At 60.7% G+C, this 17,052-nt stretch carries 17 protein-coding genes and 2 tRNA genes; 2 read left to right on the top strand and 17 right to left on the bottom strand.

Annotated features, from left to right (window positions below; genetic code table 11):
* The 6 genes from H156_RS0106095 to H156_RS0106070 form a co-directional block, all read right to left on the bottom strand.
* A partial coding sequence (locus H156_RS0106095; RefSeq protein ID WP_026597590.1) for a GTP-binding protein occupies positions 1 to 698 on the bottom strand: 698 nt, incomplete at its 3' end.
* Positions 699 to 739: 41 nt separating this feature from the next.
* Positions 740 to 2,836, bottom strand: a complete 2,097-nt coding sequence (gene fusA / locus H156_RS0106090; protein WP_017366070.1) for an elongation factor G — start codon at positions 2,834 to 2,836, stop codon at positions 740 to 742.
* A 42-nt stretch (positions 2,837 to 2,878) separates the two neighbouring features.
* A complete protein-coding gene (gene rpsG / locus H156_RS0106085; RefSeq protein ID WP_010961603.1) occupies positions 2,879 to 3,349 on the bottom strand; it encodes a 30S ribosomal protein S7 in 471 nt (156 codons plus the stop codon).
* Positions 3,350 to 3,367: 18 nt separating this feature from the next.
* Positions 3,368 to 3,742 carry a 30S ribosomal protein S12 gene (gene rpsL / locus H156_RS0106080; RefSeq protein ID WP_010961604.1) on the bottom strand — a complete coding sequence of 125 codons (375 nt, stop codon included), beginning with the start codon at positions 3,740 to 3,742 and terminating at the stop codon, positions 3,368 to 3,370.
* 172 nt (positions 3,743 to 3,914) lie between these two features.
* Positions 3,915 to 3,990 (bottom strand) — tRNA-Asn (locus H156_RS0106075).
* Between the two features lie 35 nt (positions 3,991 to 4,025).
* Positions 4,026 to 4,102 (bottom strand) — tRNA-Arg (locus H156_RS0106070).
* Between the two features lie 127 nt (positions 4,103 to 4,229).
* On the opposite strand from H156_RS0106070, the gene rnd reads away from it, so the two are divergent.
* Together rnd and H156_RS15865 are read left to right on the top strand one after the other, a co-directional pair.
* Positions 4,230 to 5,396 (top strand): ribonuclease D, encoded by a 1,167-nt coding sequence (rnd, locus tag H156_RS0106065; protein WP_026046041.1) that lies wholly within the window; start codon positions 4,230 to 4,232, stop codon positions 5,394 to 5,396.
* Positions 5,389 to 6,918: a bifunctional aminoglycoside phosphotransferase/ATP-binding protein gene (locus tag H156_RS15865; protein WP_017366072.1), complete on the top strand. Its 1,530-nt coding sequence runs from the start codon at positions 5,389 to 5,391 to the stop codon at positions 6,916 to 6,918. Before rnd ends, H156_RS15865 begins: the two co-directional genes overlap by 8 nt.
* A 6-nt stretch (positions 6,919 to 6,924) precedes the next feature.
* Here the strand turns inward: H156_RS15865 and H156_RS0106055 are convergent, their stop codons facing one another.
* The 11 genes from H156_RS0106055 to H156_RS16990 form a co-directional block, all read right to left on the bottom strand.
* Entirely contained in the window at positions 6,925 to 7,899 is a 975-nt protein-coding gene (locus H156_RS0106055) for a YncE family protein (RefSeq protein ID WP_017366073.1), read from the bottom strand.
* Between the two features lie 7 nt (positions 7,900 to 7,906).
* Positions 7,907 to 8,434 (bottom strand): SRPBCC family protein, encoded by a 528-nt coding sequence (locus tag H156_RS0106050; RefSeq protein ID WP_017366074.1) that lies wholly within the window; start codon positions 8,432 to 8,434, stop codon positions 7,907 to 7,909.
* Between the two features lie 64 nt (positions 8,435 to 8,498).
* Positions 8,499 to 9,935, bottom strand: coding sequence for an exodeoxyribonuclease I (gene sbcB, locus H156_RS0106045; protein WP_017366075.1), 1,437 nt, complete (start codon positions 9,933 to 9,935; stop codon positions 8,499 to 8,501).
* Between the two features lie 16 nt (positions 9,936 to 9,951).
* On the bottom strand, positions 9,952 to 10,131 hold the full coding sequence (locus H156_RS0106040; protein ID WP_010961610.1) for a hypothetical protein: 180 nt from the start codon (positions 10,129 to 10,131) through the stop codon (positions 9,952 to 9,954).
* A 117-nt stretch (positions 10,132 to 10,248) separates the two neighbouring features.
* Entirely contained in the window at positions 10,249 to 11,472 is a 1,224-nt protein-coding gene (gene nqrF, locus H156_RS0106035; protein ID WP_017366076.1) for an NADH:ubiquinone reductase (Na(+)-transporting) subunit F, read from the bottom strand.
* Between the two features lie 16 nt (positions 11,473 to 11,488).
* Positions 11,489 to 12,097, bottom strand: coding sequence for an NADH:ubiquinone reductase (Na(+)-transporting) subunit E (gene nqrE / locus H156_RS0106030; protein ID WP_017366077.1), 609 nt, complete (start codon positions 12,095 to 12,097; stop codon positions 11,489 to 11,491).
* Positions 12,097 to 12,756 carry an NADH:ubiquinone reductase (Na(+)-transporting) subunit D gene (locus tag H156_RS0106025; RefSeq protein ID WP_010961613.1) on the bottom strand — a complete coding sequence of 220 codons (660 nt, stop codon included), beginning with the start codon at positions 12,754 to 12,756 and terminating at the stop codon, positions 12,097 to 12,099. The genes nqrE and H156_RS0106025 overlap by 1 nt, the downstream gene beginning before the upstream one ends.
* A 5-nt stretch (positions 12,757 to 12,761) precedes the next feature.
* Positions 12,762 to 13,682, bottom strand: coding sequence for a Na(+)-translocating NADH-quinone reductase subunit C (locus tag H156_RS0106020; protein WP_026597589.1), 921 nt, complete (start codon positions 13,680 to 13,682; stop codon positions 12,762 to 12,764).
* Entirely contained in the window at positions 13,675 to 14,877 is a 1,203-nt protein-coding gene (locus H156_RS0106015; protein WP_010961615.1) for an NADH:ubiquinone reductase (Na(+)-transporting) subunit B, read from the bottom strand. Before H156_RS0106015 ends, H156_RS0106020 begins: the two co-directional genes overlap by 8 nt.
* A gap of 5 nt (positions 14,878 to 14,882) precedes the next feature.
* The gene (locus tag H156_RS0106010) at positions 14,883 to 16,241 is read right to left on the bottom strand and encodes a Na(+)-translocating NADH-quinone reductase subunit A (protein WP_017366079.1); all 1,359 of its coding nucleotides are present in this window, start codon (positions 16,239 to 16,241) and stop codon (positions 14,883 to 14,885) included.
* A 229-nt stretch (positions 16,242 to 16,470) separates the two neighbouring features.
* Entirely contained in the window at positions 16,471 to 16,833 is a 363-nt protein-coding gene (locus H156_RS16990) for a hypothetical protein (protein ID WP_154656669.1), read from the bottom strand.
* Positions 16,834 to 17,052: the final 219 nt, after the last annotated feature.

Raw genomic sequence — 17,052 nt, 5'->3', positions numbered from 1 at the left:
CGCCCGGTGACCACGGTGCCGCGCCCGGATATCGAGAACACGTCTTCGATCGGCATGAGGAACGGCCGGTCGATCGCCCGCTCGGGCTCGGGAATGTAGTCGTCCAGCGCCTGCACCAGCGCTTCCACCGCCGGCACGCCGATTTCGCTGCCATCGCCTTCCAGCGCCTTCAGCGCCGAGCCCTTGATGATCGGGATGTCGTCCCCCGGGAAATCGTACTTGGAGAGCAGTTCACGCACCTCCATCTCCACCAGTTCGAGCAGCTCGGGATCGTCCACCATGTCGGCCTTGTTCAGGAACACGACGATGTAGGGCACACCCACCTGCCGCGCCAGCAGGATGTGTTCCCGGGTCTGCGGCATCGGGCCGTCGGCTGCGGACACGACCAGGATGGCACCGTCCATCTGGGCCGCTCCGGTGATCATGTTCTTGACGTAGTCGGCATGCCCAGGGCAGTCGACGTGAGCGTAGTGACGCGCCGCCGATTCGTATTCCACGTGAGCCGTGGCGATGGTGATGCCACGCGCACGCTCTTCCGGCGCCGCGTCGATCTGGTCGTAGGCCTTGAATTCACCCCCAAACTTCGCCGCCATGCACTTGGTCAGGGCCGCCGTCAGCGTCGTCTTCCCATGATCCACGTGACCTATCGTTCCCACATTCACATGCGGTTTCGTGCGCGTAAATTTCTCTTTGGACACTGTCTTTTCCTCTCAAAACTCAGCTCTGTCCCGTGTAACGACTACGACACCGATTTCTTGATGACGGCATCCGCCACGTGCGTCGGCGCTTCGACATATTTCTCGAAATGCATGCTGTAAGTTGCCCGGCCTTGAGTCGCCGACCGCAGATCGGTGGCGTACCCGAACATTTCAGACAGCGGCACTTCGCAGCGGATGACCTTGCCAGCCGGCACTTCATCCATGCCCTGGACGATGCCTCTGCGACGGTTGATGTCGCCCACCACATCCCCCATGTACTCCTCGGGAGTGACGACCTCGACCTTCATGATCGGCTCCAACAGCACCGGCGAGGCTTTTCGCGCCCCCTCCTTGAACGCCATCGAGCCGGCGATCTTGAAAGCCATCTCGCTCGAATCCACGTCATGATAAGAGCCGTCGAAGAGGGTCACCCTCACGTCGACGACCGGGAACCCTGCCAGGACCCCGTTCTGCAGTTGTTCCTGGATACCCTTGTCCACCGCCGGAATGTATTCCTTGGGAACCACACCACCGACGATGCCGTTCACGAATTCGTACCCCCCCCCGGGGTCCAGAGGCTCGATCCTCAGCCAGACATGACCGTATTGCCCACGTCCGCCGGTCTGCCGCACGTACTTCCCTTCCTGCTCCACCGCTTTCCGGATGGTCTCACGGTACGCCACCTGTGGCGCACCGACATTGGCATCCACCCCGAATTCCCGTTTCATCCGATCAACGATGATCTCCAGATGAAGCTCCCCCATGCCGGAAATAACCGTCTGCCCGGACTCTTCATCGGTCCGGACCCGGAACGAGGGATCCTCCTGCGCCAGCTTGTTCAGCGCGATGCCCATTTTTTCCTGGTCCGCCTTGGTCTTCGGCTCCACCGCGACCGAAATCACCGGCTCCGGGAACTCCATCCGCTCCAGCGTGATGACATCCTTCGGATCGCACAGCGTATCGCCGGTCGTGACGTCTTTGAGACCGATCGCCGCCGCAATGTCGCCAGCACGAACCTCCTTGACTTCCTCCCGGTTGTTCGCATGCATCTGAACCAGCCTGCCGATCCGCTCCCGCCGGTCCTTGACGGGGTTATAGACCGTATCGCCCGAAGAGAGCACACCGGAATAGACGCGAATGAACGTCAGCACCCCAACGTAAGGGTCAGTCGCAATTTTGAAGGCAAGCGCCGAAAAGGAAGCATTATCGCACGATTCCCGACTACTTTCGAGCCCCCCTTCGCCGATCCCGACGACTGGCGGCGTATCGACCGGCGAGGGCAGATAGTCCACCACCGCGTCCAGCATGGCCTGGACCCCTTTGTTCTTGAACGCCGATCCGCACAGCACCGGCACGATCTCATTGGCCAGCGTGCGCACGCGCAACCCACGCTTGATCTCCTCGACGGTCAGCTCGCCTCCTTCGAGATACTTCTCCATGAGATCTTCGGACGCTTCCGCCGCAGCCTCGACCATTTTCTCCCGCCACGCGACGCAGGCAGCAACCATTTCGGCGGGGACATCCCCCAGACTGAAGCACATCCCCTGGGTAGAGTCATCCCACCAGATTGCCTTCATGCGCAGCAGATCAACGACGCCTTTGAATTCATCCTCCGCCCCGATAGGCAGCTGAACCGGTACCGGACTGCCCCCCAGACGACTGCGAATCTGATCGACGACGCGCAGAAAATCGGCGCCGGCGCGGTCCATTTTGTTGACGAACGCAAGACGGGGAACACCGTATTTATCGGCTTGACGCCACACGGTCTCGGACTGAGGCTCGACCCCCCCTACGGCACAGAAGATGGCACAGGCGCCATCGAGCACCCGCAGCGAGCGCTCGACTTCGATAGTGAAATCGACATGCCCGGGCGTGTCGATGATGTTGATGCGGTACTCAGGAAAGGAGCCATCCATGCCCCGCCAAAAACAGGTCGTAGCCGCGGACGTGATGGTAATGCCTCGCTCCTGCTCCTGTTCCATCCAGTCCATGATGGCAGCCCCGTCGTGCACCTCACCGATCTTGTGAGACACCCCCGTGTAAAACAGGATGCGCTCGGTTGTCGTGGTCTTCCCGGCGTCGATATGCGCCATGATCCCGATATTCCGGTAGCGCTCGATAGGAGTCGTGCGTGCCACAGCCAAATAACCTGGTTATCTTAAAGAGCGGGCTGACTGGGTTTACCAGCGGTAATGCGAGAAAGCCTTATTGGCCTCGGCCATCCGATGAGTATCTTCGCGTTTCTTTACTGCCGAGCCGCGGCTCTCCTTCGCATCCAGAACCTCTGCGGCCAGCTTCATCACCATGCCCTTCTCGCCGCGCTTGCGGGCGGCATCGATCAGCCAGCGCATCCCCAGCGCCATGCGCCGAGCCGGACGCACCTCAATCGGCACCTGATAGGTCGCACCCCCAACCCGCCGGGACTTCACCTCGACGACGGGCTGGACGTTCTCGAGCGCTTTGTTCAGAACCTCCAGGGAATTTTGAGAGGTCTTCGCTTCGATATGATCGAGCGCGCCGTACACGATCTTTTCCGCGATCGACTTCTTGCCGCTCACCATGAGCATGTTCACGAACCGGGCAAGCGTTTCGCTTCCAAAACGCGGATCGGCGATCACCTCGCGCCGCTCACTCCTTCTTCTTCTGGACATATCACCTAGCCTCCAAAATTAGCTCTTCGGCCGCTTCGCGCCGTACTTCGAACGACCTTGGCGACGCTTCTGAACGCCCGCCGTGTCCAGACTGCCGCGCACGACGTGATAGCGGACACCCGGCAGGTCCTTCACACGACCGCCGCGGATCAGGATCACCGAGTGCTCCTGCAGGTTATGCCCCTCACCGCCGATGTAGGAGGTCACCTCCGCCCCATTGGTCAGACGAACACGCGCCACCTTACGCAGCGCCGAGTTCGGCTTCTTGGGGGTCGTGGTATAAACACGGGTACACACCCCGCGACGCTGAGGACAGCCTTCGAGCGCCGGAACGTTGCTTTTTTCCTTCTTGCTGACTCGCGGCTTTCTAACCAGTTGATTGATTGTGGTCATTACCGAGCTCCGAAACCATTCCAACCCGCATCACGCACAGAACCGCGCAATATAATACGGGAAAGACCAAAGCCGCTCAGCGTAATTACTGGCAGCCGCCATGTCAAGCGCACTCACGCCCGAACAAACAAAAATAAAAAGGCTCACATCGCTGCAAGCCTTTTCTGGAATTTGGCTCCCCCGGACGGGCTCGAACCGCCGACCCGCTGGTTAACAGCCAGCTGCTCTACCGACTGAGCTACAGGGGAATGATCAGCACGAAAAATCCACCGCTCTTCAAAAATGGCGCGCCTGGAGAGATTCGAACTCCCGACCACCTAGTTCGTAGCCAGGTACTCTATCCAACTGAGCTACAGGCGCGCTGTGGAATTCGCATTATCGTGAAAGTTAAATCCCATGTCAACAAGCATCGTAACGATCCGGGAAGAAGGCCGTTCCCGCTCACTCGGAGGGTGACGAGGGTTACAATCGCAAAACGTATTCTCTCATGCCTGCAACCATGCCTCCGCCCATCAACTATATCGACTCACCCGCCGAGCTTGCGGCATTCTGCCGGTCCATCGGTGGTTCTCCCTGGATCGCAGTCGATACCGAATTCATGCGGGACAAGACTTATTATCCGAAGTTCTGCCTGCTCCAGATTGCCGATGGCACTCAGGCCGCCTGCATCGATCCCCTCGCCATCGAGGATCTGGGGGAAGTCGAGTGTCTGCTGTTCAATCGGGCGATCACCAAGGTGTTTCATGCCGCGAGACAGGATCTGGAGATTTTCTTCCACCGATTCCGGGCCGTTCCAGCGCCGATATTCGACACCCAACTGGCAGCCCCCCTGGTCGGCCATCCCGAGCAAGTTGGCTATGCCAGCCTCGTATCGGCCATGCTTGGAGTGACTGTCGACAAGGAGCACACCCGCACCGATTGGAGCCAGCGTCCTCTCTCGGCCGCCCAGAAGGAATACGCGGCCAACGACGTGATCCACCTCGCGGCCCTGTATCCGAGGATGCGGGAACAACTGGAACGGCTGGGACGCTATGCCTGGCTGGTGGACGAGTTCGCGGCGCTGGAGGAGCCAGACCTTTACGTAAACCGTCCGGAGGACGCGTGGCAGCGCATCGGCGGGCTGGACCGCCTGAAACCCGAGCAGTTCGCGTTGGCAGTCCGCCTCGCCGCCTGGCGGGAGAACACCGCCCAGCAGAACGATCTGCCGCGCAACTGGATCCTTCGCGACGAGGCCCTGCTGGAGATCGCGCTGAGAAGACCCCGTACTCGGGATGCTCTGCAAGCTCTGAGAGGAATCGATTCGCGCATGGTACAGCGATACGGCGATGCGATGATCGCCCTCGTCCAGGACGCCGGGACTGGCCAGGCCGTGCCGCCACAACCCCGCCGGGGTCAGCGCCGCAGCGCTCAGACCGAGGCCATCCTCGATGCGATGTCGGCCCTCGTCCGCCTGCGCTGCATCGAGCACACCATCAACCCCGCCGTCGTGGCCAGCCGCAAGGATCTCGAAGAGCTGCTGGAGTCGCCCGACCGCGCCAAAGTCCTGCACGGATGGCGGCGCACCCTGGTGGGAAATGACCTGGGGGCTTTTCTGGCGGGGAAGGCGATGCTGCGCACGAAGGGCGGCCGACTCACATTCGACGACTGTGAATAAGAACAACGTCTGGCGCACGTTTCCGGCCGGACTGACGGCCGCCGACGCTTATCCCCACCCGGTTTCAGGCATCCGCCTGATCGAGACCCATATTTCCTGGGTATTCCTGACAGGAACCTACGCTTACAAAATCAAGAAACCCGTCGATTTCGGATTCGTCGATTTTTCGACACTCGCTCGGCGAAGGCAATGCTGCGAGGAGGAAATCAGGTTGAACCGCAGGCTTGCACCCGAGCTGTATCTCGGCGTATGCCCAATCACCGGTTCGCCGCAGACGCCCCGGATCGACGGAGAGGGTCCGCCGTTCGAATACGCAGTGAAAATGCGCCAGTTTGCCGAAGGCTCGCTGCTCACGGACAGAGCGGCAGCGGACACCCTGACGCCCACCCACATCGATGCACTGGCTCGGCTGATCGCCGAATTCCACCGCTCGATTCCACGGTCGGGCGAGGCCGAGGAGTATGGCAGCCCGCCCCTCATCCGCAATGCGACCCTGGACAATTTCGCCCATATCGAGACCGTGTTACCGCCGGACCTGGGAGACTCCGGACTCGCGACGCTGAAAGCTTTTGCCGAAAGGGACCACGCAGCGCTGGAAGACATGTTCCTCGCCCGGAAACGCGAGGGTTACGTCCGGGAATGCCATGGCGATCTCCATCTCGCCAACATCGCTCTGATCGGCGACAAACCGGTTCCCTTCGATGCCATCGAATTCAATCCGGCGTTGCGCTGGATAGACGTCATCAGCGAGCTCGCATTCCTCGCCATGGACCTCGAAGCGCGCGGCTTGTGCCGGCTCGCGACCAGACTGGTGAACGGATACCTGGCCGTCACCGGCGATTACGGCGGCATGGCACTGTGGCACTACTACCTGCGTTACCGGGCCATGGTCCGGGCCAAGATCGCGGCGCTGAGCTGGTCGAGCGCTCCCGAGGATGTCAACCGGGCAGAGCATCTGGCCGGATTCCGCCGCTATGTCGACTATGCCCTTTCGGTTTCGTCTGGCCGGCGGCCCCGACTCATCCTCATGCACGGTGTTTCCGGCAGCGGGAAAAGCCATGTGGCAATGCAGCTCGCCGAGCGGGAACGGGCCATCGTCATCCGTTCAGACGTCGAACGCAAACGGCTGGCGTCGCAACTCCAGACCGATCCGGTCCGGAGGTACCTCCCCGCGTTCACCCGCGCTACCTACGCCAAACTGCTGGAACTGGCAACACCCGCATTGCGTGCCGGGCTGTCCGTCATCCTCGATGCCACGTTTCTCGAACGACGCTATCGGGACGACGCCAGAAAGCTCGCCGGCCGCACCGGCGCCGGTTTCGTCATCGTCGCCATGGATGCGCCTGAGACGCTGCTGCGCCAGCGCATCCTTGCCCGGCGAAAAGAGGGAACCGATCCTTCCGACGCGGACCTCCGCGTCCTGGACAAGCAGCTACGATCCCGGCGCCCCCTGGGGGAGGACGAGGCACCGTTCACCGTAGTCTGCAGCCCGGACAGCACGGTACCGGAACTGCCTCAGTGAGGTCTTTCAGATGCCACCGATGAACTCGCCGAAAGCACGGCTGCCGTTGCCTGTGGCAATCGTCCGTTCGACTTTCAACGAAAGGCCGTTGATGACCGACACGGTGTTGTCGAACCAGTTGGCCACATAGATATGAATGCCGTCAGGGTGCAGGGCGATGCCTTCAGGATATTCCCCCACCGCGATGGTATCCACGACCTTCCTGCTCTCAACGTCAATGACCGAAACAGTGTTGTCGTACTGATTGGTGACGAACAACCGCTGATAGGGCGCCATATAAGCCACGGCATAAGGGCGCTCGCCGACTTTCACCGTCGCGATCACCGACAGCGTCCGTACCTCGACGATGGAAACGTCGTCACTCTCCACATTGGCCGAAAACAAAAGCTCACCTGCGGGGTCGAGAGCGATGCCGAAGGGATGTTTCCCTACCTTGACCGTACGCAAGGTTTCCCCGGTAGCCGGATTCATCTCGGCAATGGCGTCGTCGTCGCGATTGGCGACGTAGAGATGCGAACCACCCGGCGCGAGCATCAACCCGGCCGGCACGTTTCCCGCCGCCAGTCGGCGAACGACGGCCCGTTCGTCCAGATCGACCACCGAAACCGCCCTGCCGTACCAGTCCGCCACATAGGCAAACCGGCCTTTGGGATCGATCGCCACACCGACCTGGCCTTCCCCGGTGGCGATCTCGGCCGCCACCCGTTGGTTCCGCCCATCGATCAAGGTGATGCTGCTGCCGCCGGCATTCGTCACCACGACGCGGCTGCCATCCCGGCTGACGGCGACTCCGGCCGGCTCCTTGCCCACTTTCAGAGTCGCCCGGACCTCGCCGCTGGCCGTATCGATGACGCTGACGCTGTCGTCTTTCTGGTTGGTGATGTAAGCAAAGGGCTCCCCCCAAGCCATGCATGCGAAAAAGGCGGCGACCAAGGCCGCCGCCTCCCCGGCGCAAAAGAAGATGGTTCGCTTCACGGCCACGAGGCGATCATTTTTTCTCGGCCAAAACCTTCAGATTGGCCAGGCCCTCTTTATAAACCGACGTGACGGCCTTCAGCGCTGCCTCGTCATTCTCTTCCGGCGGAGGGTTGTTGTTCATGAAGGAGCGGTAAAATGCCCCGTTCCATTCCACGACCGAGCCGGCACCGGCAGGCGTCACGCTGATGGTGGAAGAATAATTCGCGACCGGCAGGTCTTTGGGGTCGACCTCGGTGATTTTGTACGAATAGCTCATCTTTTCGGCATCGTAGCTCTTGAGCTCTTCTTTGATGATGCCGCCCGATTTCAGCTTCAACTCACGCGTCGCGCCCTTCTCGTTGCCGCCGGTGCCGATGGTGCTGGCCACCTGGGGCATCCACTCACCTTTGTCGAAATCCTTGATGATGCCCCAAACCACCGCTGGGGCGGCGTTGATTTCAATCGTTTCGGTCACCTTCTGACGGGTCGGACCGTGAGCGAACGTGGAAGCAGTCCAGACCACCAGCAAACCGGTGGCGACGAGCAGGATCTTTTTCATTACTCCTCCGAACATGGATAGATGGAAAGATAGCCGATAAGTATAAGGGCAAAGCTCATCGCGGTTAACCGGATAAGTTCCTGCCGTAGACTTCCAGCGCATCCAGGATCGCCCGTTTACCGGCATCGGACTCTTGGCTCCGAAGCCGATCGATGCGGGAAAAGAACTCCGCCAAACTCAGCCCTCCGCCTATGCCGGCCAGGCGCGCCCGGCGGAATGCAGCCCAACGCTCGCGTTCCTCGGCATTCAGCGTCTCCGGAAAATTCCGTGCCCGGAATCGGAACAAAAGCTCGTCGAAACGGCCGTCGACGAATCGCGGGCGGTAATGGGCCAACTGGTCCGGCGTCAGACGATGCACCTGATCGAGAGCCCGCCTGTCGGCATCGGGGATGAAACCGCCCCGGTAAAGCATCAATTCCGGATCGGACGCTGCCTCGAACGACGCCTCCACTTCGAATGCCGCCGAAATCTTGGGGATGACATCTTCTGCACGGTCCTGCAACCACTGGGCACGCCGCCTGCAAAGGACCGCATCGATACCGAGCCGCTCCCCGTCAGCCGGTCGCAAGGCCGACATCGGGACGACCACGGGACAACGGTTGGTATGCACTCCCTTCAGCGGAAGCCGCCCGGTGGCCTCCGGCAGCTCCGCCGAAGGGGTGAAAAGCCGGCGCCGGATCTCGTCCACCGAGAGATCGGACAACTGCGCGGGGTCCGACGCCAGATCGAACACGATGACACGCGTCGCGATGCGAGGATGCCGGCACAGCGGCAGCACGCAGGCGATGCAGTGACGGGAGGCAGAAAACTTCTCGGAAACGTGCAATACCGGCTGCCAGGCTCCCAGGGCCAACAGCCGCTCGACCGCGCCTTTGGCCCGGCTCTCCAACGCGAACTGGAACAGACGCGGCTGACGCTCAGCGATCAGGCGGGCGAAAGCGACGGTCGCACGCACGTCGGACAAGGCGTCATGCGCGGACTCGTGTCGAATCCCGTTGGCCGCCGCCAGGCGTTCCAGCTTGAACACGGGCGAGCCCAGGGAATCGCGCGGCCATTCGATGCCGTCCGGCCGCAAAGCCTGTGTCAAGCGGGCCAGATCGATGACGTCCCAGCGCGAATTGCCGCCTTTCCATTCCCTTGCATAAGGATCGTACAGGTTGCGGTAGAAGGCGTGCCGCAGCATTTCGTCGTCGAAACGCAGGGTATTGTAGCCGAGCACACAGGTGCCCGGCCGCATGAAAATGCGATGGATGGTGGCGATGAACGCGCTTTCCGGCACGCCGAGTTCAGCCGCATATTGCGGCGTGATGCCGGTCACCAGACAGGCCTCGGGATGCGGAACCATGTCATCCGACGGCCGGCAATAGAGGACGTCGGGCGGGCCGATCGGATTGAATTCCAGATCGGTGCGGAGACCAGCGAACTGGGCGATGCGGTCCCGGGCCGGGTCGGTCCCGAACGTTTCCAGATCGTACCAGTAGAACGATGGCGCACCGTCCATCCGGGCTCCGGACCCTTCAGAACTTGCCTTCGGCTTCCAGCTTGAGGCGCTTCTCACATTTCTGGGTGCAGATACAGTCGCCCCCATTGAGTCCCCCGCAGGTACCCTTGATCGCCGGCCGTCCAAAAATGACGCCGACGGACATCATCAGGATCACGAAACCGATGATGGCGAAAGTGATCAGAAACAACGTCATAACTGAGTTCTCCAACAAAAACTCCGGGCAAGCCGACGGTGAGCACCTCACCATCCGGCTCCGCCACAAAAAGAACGAGGAGCACGCGGCTCCCCGTCCCATGATTCCTGCGCCGAATCAGCCGCCGAAATCGTCCAGCATGATGTTCTCTCGGTCGACCCCTATGTCCAGGAGCATCTGGATGACCGCGGAGTTCATCATCGGTGGTCCGCACATGTAGTACTCGCAGTCCTCCGGCGCCGGATGGTTTTTGAGGTACTGCTCGTACAGGATGTTATGGATGAAGCCCGTGTAGCCGGTCCAGCCGTCTTCCGGCTTTGGATCCGACAGGCCGAGGAACCACTTGAAGTTGGGATTCTCGGCCTGCAGTCTGTCGAACTCCTCCACATAGAAGGCTTCGCGCAAGCTGCGGGCACCGTACCAGAAAGTCATCTTGCGCTTGCTCTTCAAGCGGAGCAACTGGTCGAAGATGTGCGAACGCATCGGCGCCATACCGGCGCCACCGCCGATGAACACCATCTCTTTGTCGGTATCGCGAGCGAAGAACTCGCCGAACGGCCCGGAAATGGTGACCTTGTCGCCCGGCTTCAGGTTGAAGATATAGGACGACATGACGCCCGGCGGCACGGTGCCCTCTTTACCCCAGGGCGGAGTGGCGATACGCACGTTGAGCATGATGATGCCCTTTTCCTCCGGATAGTTCGCCATCGAGTAAGCACGGATCGCCGGCGTCTTGACGTGCGACTCGATCTTCCAGAGGTCGTATTTGTCCCAGTCCTCCCGGTATTCCGGCTCGATGGCGAAATCCGAGAACTTGCAGTCGTAAGGCGGACACTCGATCTGGATGTAACCACCGGCGCGGAAATCGACGTTCTCTCCCGCGGGCAGTTCCAACACCAGCTCCTTGATGAAAGTGGCGACGTTGCGGTTGGAGCGCACCGTGCACTCCCACTTCTTGACGCCGAACACCTCCTCATGGACGTGAATCTTCATGTTCTGCTTGACCGTCACCTGGCAAGACAGACGGTCGCCCTGAGCCGCCTCTCGCTTGGTGATGTGCGAAAGCTCGGTCGGCAGGATTTCGCCGCCGCCTTCCAGCACCTGCACCCGGCATTGAGCACAGGTGCCGCCGCCGCCGCAGGCCGAAGACACGAACAGGTTGTTGTCGGCCAATGCCGTCAGCAGCTTGGAGCCGATCGGAACGTGGATGGTCCTCTCTCCGTTGATCAGCACCTCCACGTTGCCCTCGGCCACCAGCTTCGACTTGGCGCCCAGAATCACGAAGACCAGGGCCACCACGATAGCCGTGAAGAAAAATACGCCTAAGATAATTTCCAACATGGGATCACCTACATCCTTATAACTGTATGCCGGAGAAGGCCATGAAACCCAGTGCCATCAGACCCGCGGAGATGAAGGTGATGCCCAGGCCGCGCAGGCCCGCCGGAACGTCGCTGTACTTGAGCTTCTCGCGCACGCCGGCCATCGCAGTGATGGCGAGCGCCCAGCCGAAACCGCTGCCCACGCCATACACCACGCTCTCCGAGAAGTTGTAATCACGTTCGATCATGAACAGCGAACCGGCCAGGATGGCACAGTTCACCGTAATCAGCGGCAGGAAAATACCCAAGGCGTTGTAGAGGGCCGGGAAGAACTTGTCGAGCACCATCTCCAGAATCTGGACCATGGCGGCGATCACGCCGATACAGGCCATCAGCGCGATGAAGCTGAGGTCGACGTCACGCAGGCCGGCCCAGGACAAGGCGCCTTCCTTGAGCAGATAGGTGTAGATCAGGTTGTTGGCCGGCACCGTCAGGGTCTGCACGATCACCACGGCGATGCCCAAGCCCACGGCCGTTTCGATCTTCTTCGACACCGCGATGAAGGTGCACATGCCCAGGAAGAACGACAGGGCCATGTTCTCGATGAAGACCGACTTGATGAACAGATTGATGTAGGCTTCCATCAGTGTGCCTCCCCGTGTGCGGTGGCGATCACGAAATCGGCCTTTTCCACCTGCTGGGTTTTCCAGGAGCGGATCGCCCAGATCAGGAGACCGATCAGGAAGAATGCACTGGGGGGCAGCAACAGCAGGCCATTCGGCACGTACCAGCCGCCATCCTTGACCAGGGGCAACACATCGATCCCCAACAGTTTGCCGGAACCCAGCAACTCACGGATGGTGGCGACGGTGACGAGGATCAGACTGTAACCCAGGCCATTGCCGATGCCGTCCAGGAAGCTCTCCCAGGGCGGATTCTTCATGGCATAGGCCTCGGCGCGCCCCATCACGATGCAGTTAGTGATGATGAGTCCGACGAACACCGACAACTGCTTGCTGATTTCATAGGCGAAAGCCTTGAGCAGCTGGTCGACCACGATCACCAGTGAGGCGATGATCACCATCTGCGCGATGATACGCACGCTGCTTGGAATGTGGTTGCGGATCAAAGCGATGCCCGCGCTGGAACAGGCGGTGACCGAGGTCAGCGCCAGACTCATGATCAAGGCCGTCGACAATTGTGAAGTGACGGCCAAGGCGGAACAGATGCCCAGCACTTGGAGGGTGATGGGGTTGTTGTCGACCAGCGGTTCGATGAGAACTTTCTTCGATTCTTCGTTCATGGGGATTAACCTCTTCCAGCTCTAACTTTCGCCAAATACGGTCCGAAGCCATCCTTGCCCATCCAATAGCGGATCAGGTTGCTGACGCCGCGGCTGGTCAGGGTCGCTCCGGCCAGCGCATCCACCTGGAATTCCGCGCCCGGCTTGCTGGGGTCCACGCCACCTTTGACCAGTCCCAAAGCCACTTCACCGATTTCGACGGTCTGGCCCTTCTCGGACAGGTTGCTTTCGTGCACCGCGGTCTTGGAGTAGTTGTAGACCTTCTTGCCCTTCCACAAAGCCTTCCATTTCGGATTCACCACTTCGCCGCCGAGTCCGGGTGTTTCCGCCTGATCGTAGAGGTTGAGGCCGATCACGGTTTCCCCATCCGCCTCCAGCGCCATGAATCCGTACATGGTGGACCACAGGCCGTAGCCGCTCACCGGCAGGATCACCGACTTGAGCTGGCCGTTCTCCTTTACCAGATACACCTTGGCGTACTTGGGCTTACGCTTGATGCCGGCAATGTCATCTTCCGGCGGGATCGCTTCGCTCAAGGCAGGATCCTTGGCCGCTTTGCGCTGGTCGTAGGTCTTGGGATCCACCGCATCGCTGTAGTCTCCGGAAGCAAGTTCCACGATCTTGGGTTCGATGTTCTTGAACGCCTCGTCGATGCCGGTACCGTCCACGAGCAAGCCGGCCACCTCGAGGATGTTGACTTTCTCATCCCTCGACTTGTTGGACTCCTGCAGCGGTTTGAGCGCCACGGCGGAACCGGACACCAGCACGGCTCCCACCAGACACAGTCCTACCGCAACGGCGACGGTTTTCTCGAAACTGTCGTTGGGCAGCGCCAGCACTCGCTCGGCATAGGCCCGGGCCTTTTCCTTCAGTGCGGCGAACTTGTCACCGCCCTGCACATTCGTCGAATTCACTGCGTTAGGCATGACGTTTGATCCTTCTTGCGATGTTCGCCTTGATGACCGCGTAGTCGATGAGGGGGGCGAAGATGTTGGAGAAAAGGATGGCCAACATGATGCCTTCGGGGAAGGCGGGATTGACCACGCGGATCAGCACCGTCATGAAGCCGATCAGCGCGCCGAAGATCCAGCGACCGAGGTTGGTATGCGCCGCACTGACCGGATCGGTCGCCATGAAACTCATGCCGAAGGCGAAGCCGCCCAGCGTCAAGTGCCAGTACCACGGCATGGCAAACATGGCGTTGGAATCGCTGCCGATGACGTTGAACAGCGTGGAAGTCGCGATCATGCCCACCATCACGCCCGCGATGATCCGCCAGGACGCGATCCGGGTGTAGACCAAAAACGCCGCGCCCAGCAAACAAGCCAGGGTCGAAGTTTCGCCCATGGAGCCGCGCTCGAAGCCGAAGAAGGTCTGGAACCAGCCGATGCCCGCCTCGCGGATCGCGTCGACTCCGCCCAGCGCACCCAACCCCAGCGCCGTGGCGCCGCTGAAACCGTCCACCGCGGTCCATACCATGTCGCCCGACATCGAAGCCGGATAGGCGAAATACAGAAATGCGCGACCGGTCAGCGCCGGGTTGAGGAAGTTCTTGCCGGTCCCGCCGAACACTTCCTTGCCCATGACCACACCGAAGGAAATGCCAATGGCCACCTGCCACAGCGGCGTGTTGGGTGGCATGGTCAAGGCGAACAAGATCGAGGATACGAAAAAACCCTCGTTGACGTCATGTTTGCGCACCACCGCGAACAGCACTTCCCACAGGCCACCGGCCACGATGGTCACGACGTAGATCGGAATGAAATACAGCGCGCCGTGGATCAGATCCGACAGCGGATTCCACGGATTGTGGCCGAACAGATTGATGATCGCGCCGCGCCAGCCCGGAGCCGATTCCATCCCGAGGGACGTCATCGCCAGATTGGCCTGGTAGCCGGTGTTGAACAACGCCATGAGCATACAGGGCAGCGCCGCAATCCAGACGTAGGTCATCACCCGCTTGAGGTCGACCGAGTCGCGCACGTGGGTCGCACCGCGGGTGACGTCGGCCGGGGTGTACAGAAAGGTATCCACCATCTCGTAGACGGGATACAGTTTTTCGAAGCGCCCGCCCTTGGCAAAGAGCGGATGGATCTTGTCGAGAAATTGCCTTACTGACATGAGACTTAGCCTTCCTTCTCAATCTGGGTGAGGTTCGAACGCAGAACCGGACCGAAATCGTGCTTGCCCGGATCGACGAAGGTGCACAGCGCCAGGTCTTCTTCGTCCAGTTCCAGGCAGCCGAGCGCCTGGGCCATGTCGGTGTCGCCCACCAGCAGCGAACGCACCAACTGGGTCGGCAGAATGTCCAGCGGCATCACGTCCTCATACACGCCGACCGGCACGATCGCACGCGGGCTGCCATGAGTGGAAGTCGTGAACGGGAACTTGCGGCCCCGCTCTTTCGGCAGGCTCGCCAGGGTCACATTGAGGAAGGAATACTTCGATGCGCTCGGCAGGATCCAGCCCATGAGCTCGCGGGTCCGACCTTCCTCGACCACGCTGACCTGATTGTGATAACGCCCGAGGTAGCAGCCCCAGGCGGTCGCCTCACGGCCATACAGGACGGAGCCGGAAATCACCCGCAATTCCTTGTCGGCCACCGTCTGACCCGCGGTGAGATCGCACAGACAGGCGCCGAGCCGGGTACGCAGCAGACGCGGCCGGGCCACGCCCGGACCGGCCAGGGACACGATGCGCTCGACGTCGATGCGACCGGTGGTGAACAGTGCGCCGATCGCGATCACGGACTGGTAGTCCAGATACCAGACGCACTTGGACGGGCCGACCGGGTCCAGATGATGGATATGGGTCCCTGCCAGGCCGGCGGGATGCGGCCCGTCGAATTCCGCCACCTCGACCTTCCCGTCATCGATGGACGGCACGGCCTGAGCCGGTGCCTTGCAGAGATAAACCTTTCCTTCGGTCAGTTTCGAAATGACGGCGAGGCCGTTCCTGAAATCTTCGGCACGCCCCTGAATCACGACGTCCGGTCGCGCCGCCAGCGGGTTGGTGTCGATCGCGGTCACGAAGATTGAATGCGGCCTGGTGTCCGGATTCGGCACTTTGCTATAGGGACGGGTCCGCAGGAAAGTCCACAGGCCCGAGGCCAGCAGATTCTCTCTCACCTGGGTTTCGCTCAGGCCGGCCAGTTCGGCCGCCTTGTAGGAAGCGAAAGTGACCTCGTCCTTGCCGTCCAGTTCGATCACCACCGACTGGAGTACGCGCCGCTCGCCGCGGTTGATCGCCTTCACCACGCCGGCACCCGGGGACGTGAAGTTCACCCCCGGATTCTGCTTGTCGGTGAAGAGCACACTCCCCAGTTTGACGCGATCACCCTCGGCGACCTGCATCGTCGGCTTGAGACCGACGAAATCCGGCCCGATCAGAGCCACGGATTTCACGGCTCCGCCGTCGGCATGGATCACCTGTTCGGGCGCTCCCGTTATGGGCAGGTCTAAGCCTTTCTTCAGTTTGATTACCATAGTGAAGCCCACTTTCCAGACAAAAATCGGCCGCGCCAACCCCTCGCATGCCTGTCGACGATCCGTGGAGACACCGAGGGGAAAGCCGTGGAAGCTGTGCAGGGTGTTTTGTTATGGAGGGACTACGTCTTCGCGCGCGAGGAAACCTTCCCGCGACCCGACCGGGCGCAGCGACGCATCCTTAGGAGAACCCTGGACCCACGAAAAACAAAGCGATTGAAGTATTAGATCACAAAACCAACGAGGCAACAATTGAAGCCGCCGCGCCGCATTTGTGCACGAGAAGCGACAAATTGGGGCGTCGCCGGCAAACGTGGGGAAGGGGAGAGACAAAAAAGCCGGGCCCGAAAACGAGCCCGGAAACACCATCCCAGAGGATAAAACTTGAGGAAAACATCGGCTGTAACTTCAGTTCGTCACTTCCGTGACGACCTTGGTACACATCGTAATGGAATCCCCCCTGGCCCGCCTTGATGTACGTCAAGTTTTCATCAACTCCGGTACCTTTTCGCGCTTCCGGCGGCACATCAATTCTTATGATCCTCCGCAGCGGGCTGCAAAACGATGCACCACAACCGTCCACGACGGACATCGTGCACTCTTAGGAAAGACCGCATTTCCTCCGACGGACACGACACTGCCCGCACACAAAATGCATGCAGGCAGAGCAAGCCACAGCTTATCATTGCTCGTGGCCGGGCAGGCAGCGTCATCGAGCATGCGTCTGTCACGGAGGGCTGTATGTCGTCCACTAGAGTTCCGGGGGAGCAGGCATACGCGAGCGTCACGCCGGTTCCATCCACTCAAGGCA

Source organism: Methylococcus capsulatus str. Texas = ATCC 19069 (genome assembly GCF_000424685.1).
GTDB lineage: Bacteria > Pseudomonadota > Gammaproteobacteria > Methylococcales > Methylococcaceae > Methylococcus > Methylococcus capsulatus.
Note: the sequence above shows the minus strand (reverse complement) of the source record. Positions and strands in the feature narration are given on the sequence as shown.

What these genes read in the sequence shown, in the direction of transcription:
- rpsG (WP_010961603.1), bottom strand. Translation starts at nt 3,349, where the DNA reads ATGTCCAGAAGAAGAAGGAGTGAGCGGCGCGAGGTGATCGCCGATCCG.
- rpsL (WP_010961604.1), bottom strand. Translation starts at nt 3,742, where the DNA reads ATGACCACAATCAATCAACTGGTTAGAAAGCCGCGAGTCAGCAAGAAG.
- rnd (WP_026046041.1), top strand. Translation starts at nt 4,230, where the DNA reads ATGCCTGCAACCATGCCTCCGCCCATCAACTATATCGACTCACCCGCC.
- H156_RS0106050 (WP_017366074.1), bottom strand. Translation starts at nt 8,434, where the DNA reads ATGAAAAAGATCCTGCTCGTCGCCACCGGTTTGCTGGTGGTCTGGACT.
- sbcB (WP_017366075.1), bottom strand. Translation starts at nt 9,935, where the DNA reads ATGGACGGTGCGCCATCGTTCTACTGGTACGATCTGGAAACGTTCGGG.
- H156_RS0106040 (WP_010961610.1), bottom strand. Translation starts at nt 10,131, where the DNA reads ATGACGTTGTTTCTGATCACTTTCGCCATCATCGGTTTCGTGATCCTG.
- nqrF (WP_017366076.1), bottom strand. Translation starts at nt 11,472, where the DNA reads ATGTTGGAAATTATCTTAGGCGTATTTTTCTTCACGGCTATCGTGGTG.
- nqrE (WP_017366077.1), bottom strand. Translation starts at nt 12,097, where the DNA reads ATGGAAGCCTACATCAATCTGTTCATCAAGTCGGTCTTCATCGAGAAC.
- H156_RS0106025 (WP_010961613.1), bottom strand. Translation starts at nt 12,756, where the DNA reads ATGAACGAAGAATCGAAGAAAGTTCTCATCGAACCGCTGGTCGACAAC.
- H156_RS0106020 (WP_026597589.1), bottom strand. Translation starts at nt 13,682, where the DNA reads ATGCCTAACGCAGTGAATTCGACGAATGTGCAGGGCGGTGACAAGTTC.
- H156_RS0106015 (WP_010961615.1), bottom strand. Translation starts at nt 14,877, where the DNA reads ATGTCAGTAAGGCAATTTCTCGACAAGATCCATCCGCTCTTTGCCAAG.
- H156_RS0106010 (WP_017366079.1), bottom strand. Translation starts at nt 16,241, where the DNA reads ATGGTAATCAAACTGAAGAAAGGCTTAGACCTGCCCATAACGGGAGCG.
- H156_RS16990 (WP_154656669.1), bottom strand. Translation starts at nt 16,833, where the DNA reads ATGTCCGTCGTGGACGGTTGTGGTGCATCGTTTTGCAGCCCGCTGCGG.